This window comes from Streptomyces sp. TE5632 (genome assembly GCF_054061295.1).
Genome location: NZ_JBSSEA010000003.1, coordinates 959120 through 974329 on the forward strand (window position 1 = coordinate 959120; position 15210 = coordinate 974329).

Consider the following 15210-nt stretch of genomic DNA (forward strand, 5'->3'; position numbering starts at 1 on the left):
CTCCGATGGGGTGGGAGGTCGTCACGGGTGGCAGGTGAGCGGGTGGGGAAGTTCCCGCCGGGAGCGTTCGGTACCGGCGCGGCATGCGGCATCAGCCGGAAGAACCTCGATCGGTGGCAGCGGCCGTCCGGGGGTGCGAGGGTGGAAGGCATGTGACGTCCATCGAGGAGCAACGCATGATCGTCACCATCGTCGGTGCCGGGAACATGGCCCGCGGCATCGGTACCCGGGCATTGGCGGGCGGGCACTCCGTCCGTCTGCACGATCACGGGAGAGCCAAGGCGGAGGAGCTGGCCACCGCACTGAGTCAGGCCACCCCAGGAGCGGACGTCACGGCGGTCGACGCCGAGGCTGCGGCCGACTCCGACATCGTGGTGCTCGCCCTGCCCTATCCGGCCGGACGCGAGGTCGCCGCCGAGTGGGCCGGCACCCTGGCGGGGAAGATCGTCGTCGACATCTCCAACCCGGTGGATTTCACCACCTTCGACTCACTCGTCGTACCCCCCGGCACCTCCGCCGCCGAACAGATCGCCGCCGCCGCGCCGGAAAGCCGGGTCGTCAAGGCCTTCAACACCACCTTCGCCGGGACGCTCACCACGGGGGAGGTGGCCGGCCGGCCACTGGACGTCTTCATCGCCGGAGACGACGAGGCGGCGAAACAGACCGTCACGGGCCTGGTCTCCTCCGCGGGGCTGCGCCCCCTGGACGTGGGACCACTGCGCCGGGCACGCGAGTTGGAAGCCTTCCAGTTCCTGCACATGGCGTCCCAGGAACGGCTCGGCCTGAACTGGTCCAGCGCCATCGCGATCCTGCCGTGACAGCCGGCGCATCGGTTTCCTCTCTCCCCGACGCAACGCGCGGTGGCTGTTCCCAGCGACTGTCCGGGACTGCGTCGACCACGTGCCGGCACGCACCACGCACCACGGAAAAGGTTCGGCGCGCGGTCGGTGTTCTGCGCAGGAACGACGGGCTCCGGACTCTTCACCCGGAAGGGTCGGACGCGCAACGGTGTTCCATCGCGCGGCTTTTGAGCCTTCGCCGACGGCGCCTCGCCGTCGGCGAAGGCCGCGGCCGTCTCCGTCGTCGGCGTGGCTCCCTGGCCAGCGCCCTCCAGGAACTCTCCGTCTCCTCGGCGGCCGGGAGGGGCTGCCGCCAAGGGGTGGACGCGTCGTTGTCCGGCGTGCAACGCCGGAGCCGTTCCGCCATGACCTCTGCGTCGTCCCGCACCGAGACGGCCAGGAGGCTGAAGGGAGCCGTGGGCCGCAGTTCGACGCACACCACGGGCCTGCCGGGCCGTACCGCCACGAAGTCCTGTCCGCCGGGGTGCCCCCGCGTGCCGACGCACAGCACGCCGGGAACCCAGACGCCGTGCAGAACCACTCCGCGCAGGGCCCGCCACCAGCTGGGCTCCACCGTCACCCGGCGTACGGCCGCCAGCGGCACGCGCACACTTCCGCGGCGCGCGGCGGCCTTTTCCCACCACGGCAGGCGCACCACGAGGTCGTCGCCCTGCACGAGGATCCGTGCCATGTTCGCTCCCTCCCTTCCATGCTCGCTGCAGGCCGGGGTGGCGGCACGAGGGACGAGACCGGCCGCGCGCCGCGGAAGTGTGCGCGTGCCGCAGACGACAGGGCATCGGTCCGCACGGCACTACGCGCGTCAGGGCACGGAGATCCACTGCGTCATGCCGCCCGGACGGCTCGGCACAGAGCTACCGCTGGGGGACGCCGAGTTCGCGGCCGCGGTAGAAGCCCTCCCGTTCCTCGGCGACGTACGGGGCCATGGCCGCACGCCGTCGCGCCTCCGCCTCGGAGGACCGCCACGCGTCGCAGGTCTCCCGGGAGTCCCAGAACGACACCCCGGTGATCTCCTGTCCGTCCTCGGACCAGTAGGCGTAGGCGCGGCGGAGCCCCTGCGGGGCGGGTTCCGGCTGCCACGCCTTCTCGAAGTCCTCCAGGGTGTCCGGCCGAATGCGCCGCGTCGTCACCCAGACGAAGTGCTCTTCCATCGCAGCCTCCTCCGCAACACCGGTCGGCTCGCCGAGCTCTCTTCGACCACCGTAGGCCCGCGGCACGATCTCTGCCTGCCTGGGACGCCGACACCGCCGATCCCGGCTCGCATGCCTGGTCGTACGGACCATTTCCTGTTACGGGGCCGACGGCAGACCATGGAAGGGAGAAGGGAGAAAGGGAGAAGGCAGTGCAGTCGGGGGCGGGACTCGTCGGCGGTGAGGGCGATGAAGGGTTCGATCCGGCTCGGGAGTGTCCGGGGCCTGGCGCTGCGGGCGCACTGGAGCGTGCCGTTGCTCATGCTGCTCCTCGCGTACGGCCTGGCGGCCCGGACACTGCCCGGGTACGTGCCGGGCCTGGCGCCGGTGGTGTACGCGGTCGCCGGAGTGGCCGGAGCCGTGCTGCTGCTGGCGAGTCTGGTGGTGCACGAGGCCGCGCACGCGCTGACGGCTCGCAGGGCGGGGATCTCCGTGCAGGACATGACGCTGTGGGCGCTGGGCGGGGTCACTCGGATGGACCAGCCGACGACACCGCGGACGGCCTTCCTGGTCGCCGTCAGCGGGCCGCTCGCCAGCCTGCTGCTCGGCGGTGTCGGCGTCGGCGCGGCTGCCGCGGTCGCGGCGACGCTGGGCTGGCGGATCCCGGTCGCCGTACTGGGCTGGCTCGGCGGCACGAACCTGTTGCTGGGCGTCTTCAACCTGCTGCCCGCCGCGCCCCTGGACGGAGGCCGGCTGACGCAGGCCCTGCTGTGGTGGCGTACGGGGGATCGCGAGCGGGCTCAGCGGGCGGCAGGACGCGCTGGCCAGGTCGTCGGCATGGCTCTTGCCGTCCTGGGCTGGCTGGCGTTCGCGCGGGGACTGCCGGCGGGGTTGTGGCTGATCGTCGTCGGCCTGTTCGTTGCGGGCGCCGCGGCGGCCGAACGCCGGTGGGCCGAGCTGGTCACAGCCCTGCGGGGCGTACGGGTCGGGCAGGCGATGACCACTCCGGTGGTCACCGGCCCCGACTGGCTGACCGTGGACCGCTTCCTTTCCGAGGTGACCACGCGGGCGGGGCACTCGGTGCTGCCGCTGCTCGACTTCGAGGGCCACCCCAGCGGCGTCGTACAACTGCGCCGACTGGCCGGCCTGCCGTCCGGGAAGCGGGCGTCGCTGCGGGTACGCGACCTCGCGACCCCGCTGTCCCGATGCACGCTCGCCGCACAGGACGAGCTGCTGAACTCCGTCCTGGAGCGTCTCGGCACCGCCGGGGTCCTCCTGCCGATCCTCGTGATGGACGACGGCCGGCTGAGCGGAATCATCACCGCGCACGACATCGACCGGTTCCGCCGGAACTCGCGGCTTCCGTCGGCGCCCCCGCCGCCCCCCGGGCCGCCGTGAGAACGTTCGGCTTCCGTGTCCGGAGCGATCGGGCGCCCTCACGAGCCCCGTGTGCGGCAGACGTCCTGGGCCGTCGGAAGCGGGACATGATGGAGGTGCAGACGTGTTCCGTGAGGAGGAGTACGGCATGGCCGGGTCAGGTTCTGGCGGCACCGAGGGCGCGGAGGGCGGCAAGGCGCGGTTCGACGACATCTACGACCGGCCGGATCCGCGCGCGTACTTCAGGCGGCTGGCCCCGCTGGAGTACGAGATCCCGCACCACGCCCAGCCGGTCTTCCGGCGGGTCGCCGCCGCACGGGCCGCGCTCGACGACGGCCGGCCGCACGGGTCGGCGGTGCTGGACGTGTGCTGCTCGTACGGGATCAACGCCGCGCTGCTCAACCACGACGTGACGCTGGCGGAGATGTACGAGCGGTACACCTCCCCTGCCTGCCGGACGATGTCGACGGCGGAACTGGCAGCGCGGGACAAGGAGTTCTACGCCGAGCGGCGCCGACCGGACGCGGTGCCGGTCTTCGGCCTGGACGTCTCGGCACCCGCCGTGCACTACGCGCTCGAGGCGGGGCTCCTGGACGCCGCCTTCACCGACGACCTCGAACAGGGCCCGCCCGGCCCCGGGCTGAACCGCGCGCTCGCCGAGGTCGGCCTCATCACGCTGACCGGCGGCGGCAGCTATGTCACCGCCCGAACGTTCACGGCGCTGCTGGACGGCACCCGGAGACCGGTGTGGGTCAGCGCGTTCGTGCTGCGGACGGTGTCGTACCGACCGATCGTCCGGGCCTTGGCGGCACACGGCCTGAGCACCACCGTCGATGTCTCCCACACCTATCCGCAGCGCCTCTTCACCGACGAGCGGGAACGGCGGTACGCGATCGCGGCGGTACGGGCGCTGGGCGGCGACCCCGCGGGGCGCGAGGAAGCCGGTCGTTTCCACACCCTGCACTACGAGTCCCGACCCGACACACCGTGACAGCCGCACAGTGCGCAACCGGCGTCCGGCACTTCGCTCACGTCACCGTGGGCGGTGTGGACGAGTCGGCCCGCCCCGCCCGCAACCCCACCCGCGCGGGAGCCGTCTCACACCCGTGGTACTGCCCTCCGCCGGAAACAACCACGACCGCCCCGGAACAGGGTGCTCTCGCAGGTCGGTGACCTGGGGCGGCAGACGAGTCGGGCTGTACGCCGGGTTCTGTTCCGGTGGGTCCTCGCGGGCCCGCCGGTGACGGCCATCCATCTAGGGCCGGCGTTGCCGCCGGCCTCGTGCGGTCTACCCGCGGACTCGGGCGGGCAGCCCTCGAACGTCCGCGCAGAGCGCTTTTGACGGCGCTCCTCTTGACCTTGCTCCGGGTGGGGTTTACCTAGCCGCCTGAGTCACCCCAGGCGCTGGTGGTCTCTTACACCACCGTTTCACCCTTACCCGGCGCCTGAGCGCCGGGCGGTCTGCTTTCTGTGGCACTGTCCCGCGGGTCACCCCGGGTGGCCGTTAGCCACCACCCTGCCCTGTGGAGCCCGGACGTTCCTCGGGAAGCCCCGCAAGGGACTCCACGCGGCCGCCCGCCCGGCTCGTCTGCCGTGCCGACCATGGTACCGGGCGTGAGCGGGGCCTCGGTGCCGCGGCCGTCGCCAGGACCGAGCCGGTGAGGATCAGGGCGAAGGCGGCCAGGACCGTCGCGGTCAGGGGCTCGCCCAGGAGGAGCACCCCGGCCGTCACCGCGACCGCCGGGTTGACGTATGTGATGACGGTGGCCCGGGTCGGCCCCGCCTCCTTGATCAGCTCCAGGAAGGCGATGAACGCGACCGCCGTGCAGACGGCGCCCAGGCCCGCGAGGGCGGTCAGGGCACCGGCCGAGGGCAGCTCGGTCGGCCGTGTGAGCAGTGCGGCCGGGGCGTAGACGAGTGCCGCCAGGGTCAGGCAGACCGCGGTGAGCTGGAGGGACGGGACCTGCTTCAGATGGCGGGCGGCGATCAGCGGGGCGATGGCGTAGCCCAGTACCGTCACCAGCACCTCGGCGAGCGAACGGGCGTCGCCGCCGGTCAGGTGCGGGACGGTGAGGACGCCGACGCCCACCAGACCGAGCCCCAGGCCGGTGAGGCGGCGTGCGCCCAGGCGCTCCGTGTCGCCGAAGAACCTGGCGAACGCCACGCCGACGATGGGGACGCCCGCGATCAGCAGGCCGGCGGTGGAGCTGGAGAGGTGGCGTTCCGCGGAGGTCAGGGTGTACCAGGGGCCGATGATCTCGATGACCGCGAAGGCGAGCAGGGGGCGCCAGTGGGCGCGGACGGTCCCGGTGAGACCTCCTTGCCGCAGGGCGAAGGGCAGCAGGAGCAGGGCGCCCAGGGCGCAGCGGGTGAAGACGACCCCGGACGGGGACACCTCCTCCACCGCCACCTTGATCATCAGATAGGGGATGCCCCAGACCACTCCCATCAGGGAGAACAGGAGCCAGCCGCGTGCAGTCATGCGGCGAGTCTCGGCCGGGTCAGCGCCCGGTGTCTTGAACGCTGTTGCGGTACGCCGCCGGGGTCACCCCGAGGACGCGGCGGAACCAGCGGGTCAGGTGGGCCTGGTCCGCGAAGCCCACGAGTCCGGCCACTTCGGCGGGGCGCAGCCCGGCCTCCAGCAGGCCGCGGGCCCTGGTGACCCGGTACTGGGCGAGCCAGGCGTAGGGCGGTATCCCCATCGTCGTGCGGAAGGCGCGCAGCAGTTGGTACCGGGACAGGCCGAGGTCGGTGGCGAGGGCCGCGAGGGAGGGCGGGGCGAGCAGTTCGTCGGCGAGGCGGTCGCGGACGGCCAGGGCGATGCGCCCGGCACCGGGGAGCGCGCCGGTGTCCGCGCGGGCGGTGGAGTGGCGGTGCGCGAGGGCGGTGAGCAGCCAGGGCAGCCTCGACTCCGCCTCCAGGGGGTCGGGGCAGGCGCTGACCTCGGTGTGCGCGCGGCGCAGGGCGCCGGCCAGTTCGGGGTCGTGGAGGACCGGCTCGCGGAAGTGCGGGAGACCGGTGCCGCGGGTTCCGTCGGTGAGCAGGGCGGGGACGGCGTACAGGGCGCGGTAGGCGTAGCCCTCGGGGGCGGCGGGGCCGCCGGTGTGCATCTCGCCGGGTTCGAGGACGACGATGGAGCCGGGTCCGGAGACGATGCGCCCGCCGCGGTACGCGATGGCCTCCAGGCCGCCGGTGGTCACGCCGACCGTGAACTCGTCGTGGGCGTGCGGGGCGTACTCGTGCCGGTCGAAGCAGGCGGTGAGCAGGTCGACGGAGGGCCCGCAGGTCCCGAGCCGCGCCCTGGTCCAGCGGGCCTGCTCCCGTACGTTCATCACCCCGCACCTCCGACCCCAGGGGATCAGAGGAAGTCGGCGGTGTCCAGGTCGAAGGCGAAGGGGGCGGGGAGGGGCAGCGGCTTGCCCAGGGGGCGGGTGGACTGCTCGCAGTAGGTGTCCCCTTCCGGAGTGCTGAACAGGGTGATCGAGGCGGCCTCGCGGTCGACGAGGAGGTAGAGGGGGATGCCGCCGCGGGCGTAGCAGCGTGGCTTCGTCGCGCGGTCGATCTCGGGTTTGGTCCAGGTCACTTCCACCACCAGGGCGACGCCTTCGCCGGGCATCCATGGGTCGGCTCCCCGGTGGAGGCGCCGTTCCGTGGGGGCGAGGGTGCCGTCGGGGATCACGTGGTCCTGCGGGCAGGCGGCGGCGCCGCTCAATTTCAGTCCTTTGTTCCCGGAGAAGTCCATGGCGGTTCGGGAGCGGGTGTACATCTGGCTTGCGATCAGGCTGAGGCAGTGCGCGTGGGACCCGTCGGGCAGTGGGGTGAGGACGAGTTCGCCCTCGATGAGTTCCGCCCGGAATCCCTCCGGCGGGTCGAGGACGACGAACCAGTCCAGCAGAAGCTGCTCCGAGATCGGGTCGTAGGTCATCACGATGCTGTGCCTCTCTTTCGGTCGCTTGCCAGGCTGGGTCCCGCAGTCGTTCCTCGTCGCGCCCGCCGGGTCCCGTTCACCCGACCGTGCTCGCTTGACCCTGTCGCGGCGTCAACGTTTCTACTGGGGGCATGCGGATCGGAGAACTCGCCACGGCCGTCGGTGTCACCACGCGGACCGTGCGGCACTACCACCATCTGGGGCTGCTGCCGGAGCCGGAGCGGCGGGCCAACGGGTACCGGGACTACACGCTGCGGCACGCCGTCGTGCTGGCGCGGATCAGGCGGCTGACCGAGCTGGGGCTCGGGCTGGCCGAGGTGCGGGACGTGCTCGCGGACGACGCCGGGAAGGACCTCGTCGAGGTGCTGACCGAGCTGGACGAGGACCTGGCCCGGCAGGAGGCGGCGATCCGGGACCGCCGGGCGCGGCTGCGGGCCCTGCTGGAGACGGAGGGCGGGCTGACCGCCGAGGGGCCGGTCTCCCCCGAACTGGCCACGCTCTTCCGGGAGATGCCGGACGTGTCCGGCTCCCCCATGGCCGCCAAGGACCGGGAGATGCTCGCGCTGATCGAGACGACGGCGGACCCGGAGGAGCGGGCGCGGTTCATGGAACTGTTCAGCGGTGTGATGGGTGCGCCGGGCGGGATGGAGCGGGCGCTCGACGCGTACGCGCTGCTCGACGCGCTCGTCGACGCCGCGCCGGACGACCCCCGGGTGGACGAGGCCGCCCACGCCCTCGCCGCGTGTCTGCCGGCCGAACTGCTGCCGGACGACGTCGCCGTCGACCAGGACCACAGCTTCCTGCGTGCCTTCTACGCCGACTTCGCCCCCGCCCAGGCGGAGGCGATCCGCCGGACGATGCGGATCGTCGTGGAGGGCGGACGGTCATGAGGGCCCTCAGGGGCGCCGGGGTCCTCGTCCGGCACGAGCTGCGGCTGATGGTGAGCCTGGTGCTGTGGCTGGCGCGGCGGACGCACGGCGTCGGGGGTGGGACGGCCTTCAGGTACGCGCGGGGGCACGGCGCGGTGATGTTCGGGTTCGCGTTCGTGTGCGTGGTCGAGACGGTGGTGATGTCCGTGCTGCTCCTCGACTGGCCGACGGTCCACGCGGTGGTGCTCTTCCTGGACGTGTACACCGTGGTCGTCGTCGTGGCGCTGCACGCGGCCAACGTCGTACGCCCTCACGTACTGGACCCGGCTTCCGGCACGCTGCGGATCCGCCGCGCCATCCACGTCGACCTGCGGATACCGCTGGAGCGGATCGCCTCCGTCCGGCGTGAGCTGCGGATGAGCCACGAGCGGGCCGACGGTGAGCTGAACGTCGAGGTCGGCTCACAGACCACGGTCACGCTGGAACTCACGGAGCCGGTCACCCACGTCACGTTCTTCGGGCGGCCCCGGGAGGTGCGGATCGTACGGTTCCACGCCGACGAGCCCGACGCCCTGGTCCGGGCGCTGGCGACGGGGCGGTGGGCCGCTCAGGCGTAGCACCCGGCACCGTACGCTGTCGGCTGGGTTCTACCGTGAGGAGCAACGCGTGCTTGTCCTGCTGCCGCCGTCCGAAGGCAAGGCCGCTTCCGGCCGCGGCGCCCCGCTGAAGCCGGAGTCCCTGGCGCTGCCGGGGCTGGCCGAGGCCCGGGAGGCCGTCCTCACCGAGCTGGTGGAGCTGTGCGCCGGTGACGAGGACGAGGCGCGCGAGGTGCTGGGGCTGAGCGAGGGGCTGCGGGGCGAGGTCGCCAAGAACGTGGAGCTGCGCACCGCCGGGGCCCGGCCCGCCGGGGAGATCTACACCGGGGTGCTCTACGACGCCCTGGACCTGGCCTCGCTCGACCCGGCCGCCCGGCGCAGGGCCGCCCGCCGACTGCTGGTGTTCTCGGGGCTGTGGGGCGCGGTCCGGGTCACCGACCGGATCCCCTCCTACCGCTGCTCGATGGGCGTACGGCTGCCGGGGCTCGGGGCGCTGGGGGCGTACTGGCGTACGCCGATGGCCTCGGTGCTGCCGGAGGCGGCCGGCGAGGGTCTGGTGCTGGACCTGCGGTCGGCCGCGTACGCGACGGCGTGGAAGCCGAAGGGGGAGGTGGCCGGGCGTACCGCGACGGTACGGGTGCTGCACGCGCCGACCCGGAAGGTGGTCAGCCACTTCAACAAGGCGACCAAGGGGCGGATCGTCCGCAGCCTGCTGACGTCCGGGACCGCACCGGAGGACCCCGCCTCCCTGGTGGAGGCGTTGCGGGATCTCGGGTACGTGGTGGAGGCACAGGCACCGGGGCGGGCGGGGACGCCCTGGGCGCTGGATGTGCTGGTGGACGAGGTTCACTGACCCGCACCACTCCATTGCACCCTGCGCAATGACCTTTGCGCAGGGTGCTTCGGTGAAGGCAGGATGACGGCCATGAGTTCATCCCTGCCCTCGTCGGCCCCCTCCGCCTCCGTGCTGGATCTCGCGCCCGTCGTGCCCGTCGTCGTGGTGGAGGACGCCGCCGACGCCGTACCGCTGGCGCGGGCGCTGGTCGCCGGTGGGCTGCCCGCGATCGAGGTGACCCTGCGGACCCCCGCCGCCCTGGACGCCGTCCGCGCGATCGCCGCCGAGGTGCCGGACGCGGTGGTCGGGGCCGGCACCGTGATCACACCGCGGCAGGTGGGCGAAATCGTCGCGGCCGGGGCGCGGTTCCTGGTCAGTCCGGGTTGGACGGACGGACTGCTGGAGTCGATGCTGGCGTCCGGGGTGCCGTTCCTGCCGGGGGTGTCGACGGTCTCGGAGGTCGTGGCGCTGCTGGAGCGCGGGGTGCGGGAGATGAAGTTCTTCCCGGCGCAGGCGTCGGGCGGCACGGCGTATCTGAAGGCGATCGCCGGTCCGCTCCCCCAGGCCCGCTTCTGCCCGACCGGCGGGATCGGCCCGGACTCCGCACCGGACTATCTCGCGTTGCCCAACGTCGCCTGCGTGGGCGGCAGTTGGATGCTCCCGTCGGATGCGGTGGCGGCTCGCGACTGGGCCCGGATCGAACGGCTGGCCCGCTCGGCGGCGGACCTCAGCGCAGGTGGGACGTCTCGTTGAACAGCCGGACGCTGGCGTTGCCGTCGCCGTAGTACGCCACCGCCGACAGCGAGGCCGCCGACAGTTCCATCCGGAACAGGGCCTCGGGCGGGGCGCCCAGGGCGAGGCGTACGAAGGTCTTGATCGGGGTCACGTGGGTGACGAGCAGGACCGTGCGGCCCGCGTACGCGGCGGTCAGCCGGTCCCGGGCGGCCGCGACCCGGTTCGCGGTGGCCGCGAAGCTCTCCCCGCCGCCGGTGGGTTCGGCGTCCGGGGAGGACAGCCAGGCGTTCAGGTCGTCGGGGTGGCGTTCGCGCACCTCGGCGAAGGTGAGGCCCTCCCACGCGCCGAAGTCGGTCTCGCGCAGCCCGTCGTCGACGGTGACGTCGAGGCCCAGGCGGGCGGCGACGACGCCGGCGGTCTCGCGGGTGCGGGCCAGCGGCGAGGCGACGATCGCCTGGACGGTGCCGCGCCGGGCGAGGTGGGCGGCGGTCCTCTCGGCCTGCTCCCTTCCGACGTCGGAGAGGGAGGGGTCGCTGCCGCCGCTGCCGGAGAACCGTTTCTGGGGGGTCAGCGGGGTCTCGCCGTGCCGGAGGAGCACGAAGGTGGCCGGCGGGCCCATGTCGGCGGGCGCCCAGCCCGATGAGGGGGTGGTGGCGACCGGCGCCGGACCGCGGGCGGCGGCCGTCCCGGTGCCGGGGGCGGCCACGGCCTGCGCGGCCCGGACGTCGGCTGCCGCCTTTCCGGCGGGGGCGTTCACGGCAGGGGCGTTGCCCGCATCGGCGTCGGCACCGGCGACCCCGGCGGCGGCCTCGGCCGCGCGCGCCCGTGCCGCACCGGCGGCCGCGTCCGCGGGCGAACCGGACCGCTCGGGCAGCTCGGACGGCTCCGGCCGCCCAGACGGCTCCGGCGTCACGGGCCGTGTGCCCGGTGTGTCCAGTGCGGCGCGCGAGTCCGAGGCACTCCACGCCTCACCCCGCGCCCCCGCGTCCATCGCCTCGTTGGCCAGGCGGTCCGCGTGCTTGTTCTGCTCGCGCGGGATCCACTCGTAGGTGACCCGGCCGGGCGGGAAGACCCGCGCCGCTTCGGCCGCCAGCGGCTTGATGCCGGGGTGCTTGATCTTCCAGCGGCCCGACATCTGCTCGACGACGAGCTTGGAGTCCATCCGGACGTGGACCGTGGCCTCCGGGTCCAGCTCACGGGCGGCCCGCAGACCGGCCAGCAGGCCCGAGTACTCGGCGACGTTGTTCGTGACGACGCCGAGGTGCTCGGCCGCCTCCCGCAGCGTCTCCCCCGTCGCCGCGTCGCTCACCACGGCCCCGTAACCCGCGGGTCCGGGATTGCCCCGTGACCCACCGTCGGCCTCGACGATGAACTCCCGCACCGGAGACAACCCCTACAGCCCCGACTCTGCGGTGCGGACCAGGATGCGGCGGCAGTTCTCGCAGCGCATCACCGTGTCGGGCGCGGCCTGGCGGATCTCGTTCAGCTCGGTGATGGCGAGCTCCTGGCGGCAGCCCTGGCAGCTGCGCGCGTACAGCTTCGCCGCGCCGATGCCGCCGTGCTGCTCGCGCAGCTTCTCGTACAGCTTGAGCAGGTCCGCGGGAATGACTCCGGCGACGACCGCGCGCTCCTTGGTGACCGTGGCGGCCTCGCCGTCGATCTCCGCGCAGGCCGCGTCCCGGCGGCCGGTCGCGTCGTCGATCCGCGACTGGACGGAGGTGACCCGCTCGGCCAGCTCGGCGACCCGCTCCTGCGCGGACTCGCGGCGCTCCATGACCTCCAGGACGACGTCCTCGAGGTCGCCCTGGCGCTTGGCGAGGGAGGCGATCTCGTGCTGGAGGTTCTCCAGGTCCTTGGGCGAGGAGACGGCGCCGGAGTCGAGGCGCTGCTGGTTGCGGGCGGCGCGCTGGCGCACCTGGTCCACGTCCTGCTCGGCCTTGGTCTGCTCGCGGGCGCAGTCGCTCTCCTCGGTCTGCGCGGCCACGTGCAGGTCGCGCAGCTGGGCGAGGTCCCGGGTCAGCGACTCGATCTCGGCGTGCTCGGGGAGCGACTTCCGCTTGTGCGCGAGTTGCTGGAGGCGGACGTCGAGGTCCTGGACGTCGAGGAGTCGGATCTGGTCGGCGGACGCGGCGTTCAGTTGGGGGCTCCAGATGCATCGGAGTGGGAAGGGGCGCGCGAGGCGCTCCCCGGAGGGGTGGTGGTGGGCGACGGGTGGACGAAGGACGCCGCGTGGGCGGTCCAGGGGTCGGTGACCGTCGCGGAGACGTGGACCCGAAGGCCCCATCCGTGACGGTCGGAGATCTCGTCGAGCTGGGCTGCGGCCAGCTCGCACCAGGGCCACTCGGTGGCCCAGTGCGCCGCGTCGAGCAGCGCGAGGGGACGGTGGGCGGCATGGTCCGCCGCGAACTCCGACGCCGGGTGGTGGCGCAGGTCCGCGGTGAGGTACGCGTCCACGTCGGCCGCCCGGACGTAGGCGAAGAGGCTGTCGCCGGAGCCGCCGCTGACGGCGACCCTGCGGACGAGCGCCTCGGGGTCACCGGCGACGCGGATGCCCTGCGCGGTGGCGGGGAGGCGTTCGGCGGCGCGGGCGGCGAAGTCGCGGACGGTCAGCGGGTGGTCCAGTTCGCAGACCCGGCCGAGCCCGCGGCGGCCCTCGGGGTCGGTGGTGTCCGGCACGAGCGGCCGTACGACGCGCAGGTCGAGCGCGCCGGCCAGGGCGTCGCTCACCCCGGGGTCGGCCGTGTCGGCGTTGGTGTGGGCGACGTGCAGCGCGATGTCGTTCTTGATGAGCCTGTGCACCACGCGGCCCTTGGCGGTGGAGGCCGCGACGGTGGTCGTCCCGCGCAGATAGAGCGGGTGGTGGGTGATCAGCAGGTCGGCGTTCAGCTTCACCGCCTCGTCGACGATCTCCAGGACGGGGTCGACCGCGAACAGGACCCGGCTGACCTCCTGGTCGGGGTCGCCCGTGACGGTGCCGACCGCGTCCCAGGACTCGGCCCGCTCGGCGGGCCACAGGGTCTCCAGCGCGGTGATGACTTCAGACAGACGGGGCACAAGCGCAAGGCTACCTGCCCCTTTGGTCCTGCAGTACCGGTGCGGGCACCTGGAACGGACCCGATACCGGCGAGCACATAAGCCCTCGTTTCCTCAGGTGAATCGTTCCTGGAACACCCTTATGTGTGAAGCGGGGGCCGCCGGGTCCTCCGCCCGCGCGTACGAAAACTACGTTCGTCGCCGGAGGTGACCGAACGATGACGATGTGTGCGATCAAGCCTTCGACGGGCCACTCGGACACCGGGCACGCGGACACGGAGCACGGGTCCCGTACGGAGAAGGCGGGCCGTACGGAGAGCACGGACCGTGCGGAGGGCGAGGGCGGTACGGAACACGGGGACGGAAGACCCGCGCCGGGCTGCGTCCTCACCGCCGACGGTTCCTACGCCGCGCGCCTCGCCCCCGTCGACGACTCCCTGGTCCCGGAGCGCTGGACCCTGGACGGCCCCGAGCCCTACGCGGTACCGCTGCCCGGTGGCCGGCCCGAGGAGCCCGGGACCGAGGTGCAGCCCCTGGGCGACGGGCGGGTCCTCGTCCACCGGCCGGCGGACGGGCGACACGACGGGCAGCACGACGGGAGGCGCCAAGGGAGGCACACCTTCTCCCTCCTGTACCCGACCGGTCCCGGGACCGGTGAGCTGTTGCTCGGCGCGATCGCGTGCCCGGACGAGGGGACCCGGTTGCGGCTGCTGCCGCCCGCCCCGTGCGGGCGGCGGGCGTACGCCGTGTCCGTGGGCCCGCGGTCGACGACCCTGTGGCTGGTGGCGGGCGGCACCTTCGGGCCCGAGCGCCTCACCGAGATCCCGGGCCGCTGCTCGGGCGGGGTGTGGCTGGACCGCACCGGCCGGATGCTGGCCCTGGACCGGGAGACCGGCGGGCGCACCAAGTCGGTCGTGGTGGACCTGGGCCGCGGGGGCGAGGTGTCGCCCCTGTTGCAGCTCGCCCCGGAGAGCGACGACCGGGTCCTGCTCGCCGACCCGGACAGCGGGCTGTTGCTGATCCGCTCGGACGCGCCCTCACCGGGCCGGGCCCGGTTGGGCTGGGGGGTGCTGGGCAGCACGCTGCCGGTGCGCTTCCCGGAGTGCCTGCGGCTGCCGGACTGCACGGTCACGCCGTTCGCGATCCAGCCCGGCCAGGCGCTGACGCCGGAGAGCTGCGCGGTGGCGCTGCGCATCAACAGCACGGCCGGCGCGGACGGCGCGGACGGCGCGCTCGGCAGCTGGGTCGGGGTGTGGCGGCCGGGGCTGCGGCAGATGCGCCATCTCCCGGCGCCCGAGGGGTGGTTGGCCGGAACCGGGTTGTGGACGGCGGACGGGGTGCTGCGGCTGCCGTGCGCCACACCGGCGGTGCCGTGCGCGGTGGCCCTGCTGTACCCGCCGGCACCGGAGCGACAGCGCGGGGAGGACGGCCCGCACGCCCCGTCGAAAGCGGAGTCCCCGGCACCCGCGCCTGCGGCCGGTACCGCGATGCGGACGACCGTCCCCGCGCCCCGCCCCGTCCCCCTGCAACAGGCGCCTCTGGGACCGCTTGTAACGAAGTAGTGGCGGTTGGCGTGGCCGTCCGGATGCGTACCGTGACCCGCCGGTTAAACTCACCCGGTTGCAGGAAAGATCAGTTTTACGGGGTGAGTTTCTCTCAATGAACGATGCCAGCACGAACCAGTCGCAGACCACCGACGGCGACGGCGGGCAGATCGCCGCCGGGCAGGGCAGGCACCGCGGACCGGTTTCCCAGCAGGACTCCACGGTGGCCCCTCGGGGTCGTCACCGCAGGCCCGCTGAGGAGAACGAGCAGTCGGGGCAGGCCGCCTGACGGCACGTCGGACATCA

16 protein-coding genes, 1 other RNA gene and 1 pseudogene are annotated in these 15210 nt (G+C 73.2%); 9 read left to right on the forward strand and 9 right to left on the reverse strand.

The window, feature by feature from the left end; all coding sequences use genetic code 11:
• Positions 1–152: 152 nt before the first annotated feature.
• Positions 153–818 carry an NADPH-dependent F420 reductase gene (locus ACVW19_RS09495; protein WP_457458358.1) on the forward strand — a complete coding sequence of 222 codons (666 nt, stop codon included), beginning with the start codon at positions 153–155 and terminating at the stop codon, positions 816–818.
• Positions 819–981: 163 nt separating this feature from the next.
• Here the strand turns inward: ACVW19_RS09495 and ACVW19_RS09500 are convergent, their stop codons facing one another.
• A complete protein-coding gene (locus ACVW19_RS09500) occupies positions 982–1530 on the reverse strand; it encodes a hypothetical protein (RefSeq protein ID WP_457458360.1) in 549 nt (182 codons plus the stop codon).
• Between the two features lie 181 nt (positions 1531–1711).
• Positions 1712–2008 (reverse strand): hypothetical protein, encoded by a 297-nt coding sequence (locus tag ACVW19_RS09505; RefSeq protein WP_457458362.1) that lies wholly within the window; start codon positions 2006–2008, stop codon positions 1712–1714.
• A 228-nt stretch (positions 2009–2236) separates the two neighbouring features.
• Here ACVW19_RS09505 and ACVW19_RS09510 point away from each other — a divergent pair, with 228 nt between their 5' ends.
• Together ACVW19_RS09510 and ACVW19_RS09515 are read left to right on the forward strand one after the other, a co-directional pair.
• Complete coding sequence (locus ACVW19_RS09510; protein WP_457458364.1) at positions 2237–3385, forward strand: site-2 protease family protein; 1149 nt, start codon at positions 2237–2239, stop codon at positions 3383–3385.
• 103 nt (positions 3386–3488) lie between these two features.
• Positions 3489–4355: a hypothetical protein gene (locus ACVW19_RS09515; RefSeq protein ID WP_457458365.1), complete on the forward strand. Its 867-nt coding sequence runs from the start codon at positions 3489–3491 to the stop codon at positions 4353–4355.
• Positions 4356–4547: 192 nt separating this feature from the next.
• Here ACVW19_RS09515 and rnpB read toward each other — a convergent pair.
• The 4 genes and pseudogenes from rnpB to ACVW19_RS09535 all read right to left on the reverse strand — a co-directional run bounded on the left by rnpB (position 4548) and on the right by ACVW19_RS09535 (position 7289).
• An RNA gene (rnpB, locus tag ACVW19_RS09520) (RNase P RNA component class A) lies at positions 4548–4951 on the reverse strand.
• Between the two features lie 115 nt (positions 4952–5066).
• Positions 5067–5846, reverse strand: a pseudogene (locus ACVW19_RS09525) (DMT family transporter); the annotation flags it as partial.
• Positions 5847–5865: 19 nt separating this feature from the next.
• Positions 5866–6696 carry an AraC family transcriptional regulator gene (locus ACVW19_RS09530; RefSeq protein WP_457458367.1) on the reverse strand — a complete coding sequence of 277 codons (831 nt, stop codon included), beginning with the start codon at positions 6694–6696 and terminating at the stop codon, positions 5866–5868.
• A 26-nt stretch (positions 6697–6722) separates the two neighbouring features.
• On the reverse strand, positions 6723–7289 hold the full coding sequence (locus ACVW19_RS09535) for a Uma2 family endonuclease (protein WP_457458368.1): 567 nt from the start codon (positions 7287–7289) through the stop codon (positions 6723–6725).
• A 134-nt stretch (positions 7290–7423) separates the two neighbouring features.
• On the opposite strand from ACVW19_RS09535, the gene ACVW19_RS09540 reads away from it, so the two are divergent.
• The 4 genes from ACVW19_RS09540 (at position 7424) to eda (ending at position 10345) form a co-directional block, all read left to right on the forward strand.
• Positions 7424–8182 (forward strand): MerR family transcriptional regulator, encoded by a 759-nt coding sequence (locus ACVW19_RS09540; RefSeq protein WP_457458369.1) that lies wholly within the window; start codon positions 7424–7426, stop codon positions 8180–8182.
• A complete protein-coding gene (locus tag ACVW19_RS09545; protein ID WP_457458371.1) occupies positions 8179–8778 on the forward strand; it encodes a hypothetical protein in 600 nt (199 codons plus the stop codon). The genes ACVW19_RS09540 and ACVW19_RS09545 overlap by 4 nt, the downstream gene beginning before the upstream one ends.
• A gap of 49 nt (positions 8779–8827) precedes the next feature.
• Positions 8828–9610, forward strand: a complete 783-nt coding sequence (gene yaaA, locus ACVW19_RS09550; protein WP_457458373.1) for a peroxide stress protein YaaA — start codon at positions 8828–8830, stop codon at positions 9608–9610.
• Positions 9611–9682: 72 nt separating this feature from the next.
• On the forward strand, positions 9683–10345 hold the full coding sequence (gene eda / locus ACVW19_RS09555; protein ID WP_457458374.1) for a bifunctional 4-hydroxy-2-oxoglutarate aldolase/2-dehydro-3-deoxy-phosphogluconate aldolase: 663 nt from the start codon (positions 9683–9685) through the stop codon (positions 10343–10345).
• Here eda and ACVW19_RS09560 read toward each other — a convergent pair.
• The 3 genes from ACVW19_RS09560 to ACVW19_RS09570 are packed head-to-tail and all read right to left on the reverse strand — an operon-like array spanning position 10320 to position 13381.
• On the reverse strand, positions 10320–11708 hold the full coding sequence (locus ACVW19_RS09560) for a bifunctional RNase H/acid phosphatase (RefSeq protein WP_457458376.1): 1389 nt from the start codon (positions 11706–11708) through the stop codon (positions 10320–10322). The two genes, eda and ACVW19_RS09560, sit on opposite strands and share 26 nt — an antisense overlap.
• A 12-nt stretch (positions 11709–11720) precedes the next feature.
• Positions 11721–12464: a zinc ribbon domain-containing protein gene (locus tag ACVW19_RS09565; RefSeq protein ID WP_457464509.1), complete on the reverse strand. Its 744-nt coding sequence runs from the start codon at positions 12462–12464 to the stop codon at positions 11721–11723.
• Positions 12461–13381, reverse strand: coding sequence for a Nif3-like dinuclear metal center hexameric protein (locus ACVW19_RS09570; RefSeq protein WP_457458378.1), 921 nt, complete (start codon positions 13379–13381; stop codon positions 12461–12463). The genes ACVW19_RS09565 and ACVW19_RS09570 overlap by 4 nt, the downstream gene beginning before the upstream one ends.
• Positions 13382–13578: 197 nt before the next feature.
• On the opposite strand from ACVW19_RS09570, the gene ACVW19_RS09575 reads away from it, so the two are divergent.
• Both ACVW19_RS09575 and ACVW19_RS09580 read left to right on the forward strand, forming a co-directional pair.
• Positions 13579–14922, forward strand: coding sequence for a hypothetical protein (locus ACVW19_RS09575; RefSeq protein WP_457458380.1), 1344 nt, complete (start codon positions 13579–13581; stop codon positions 14920–14922).
• Between the two features lie 97 nt (positions 14923–15019).
• A complete protein-coding gene (locus ACVW19_RS09580; RefSeq protein ID WP_457458382.1) occupies positions 15020–15193 on the forward strand; it encodes a hypothetical protein in 174 nt (57 codons plus the stop codon).
• Positions 15194–15210 lie beyond the last annotated feature (17 nt).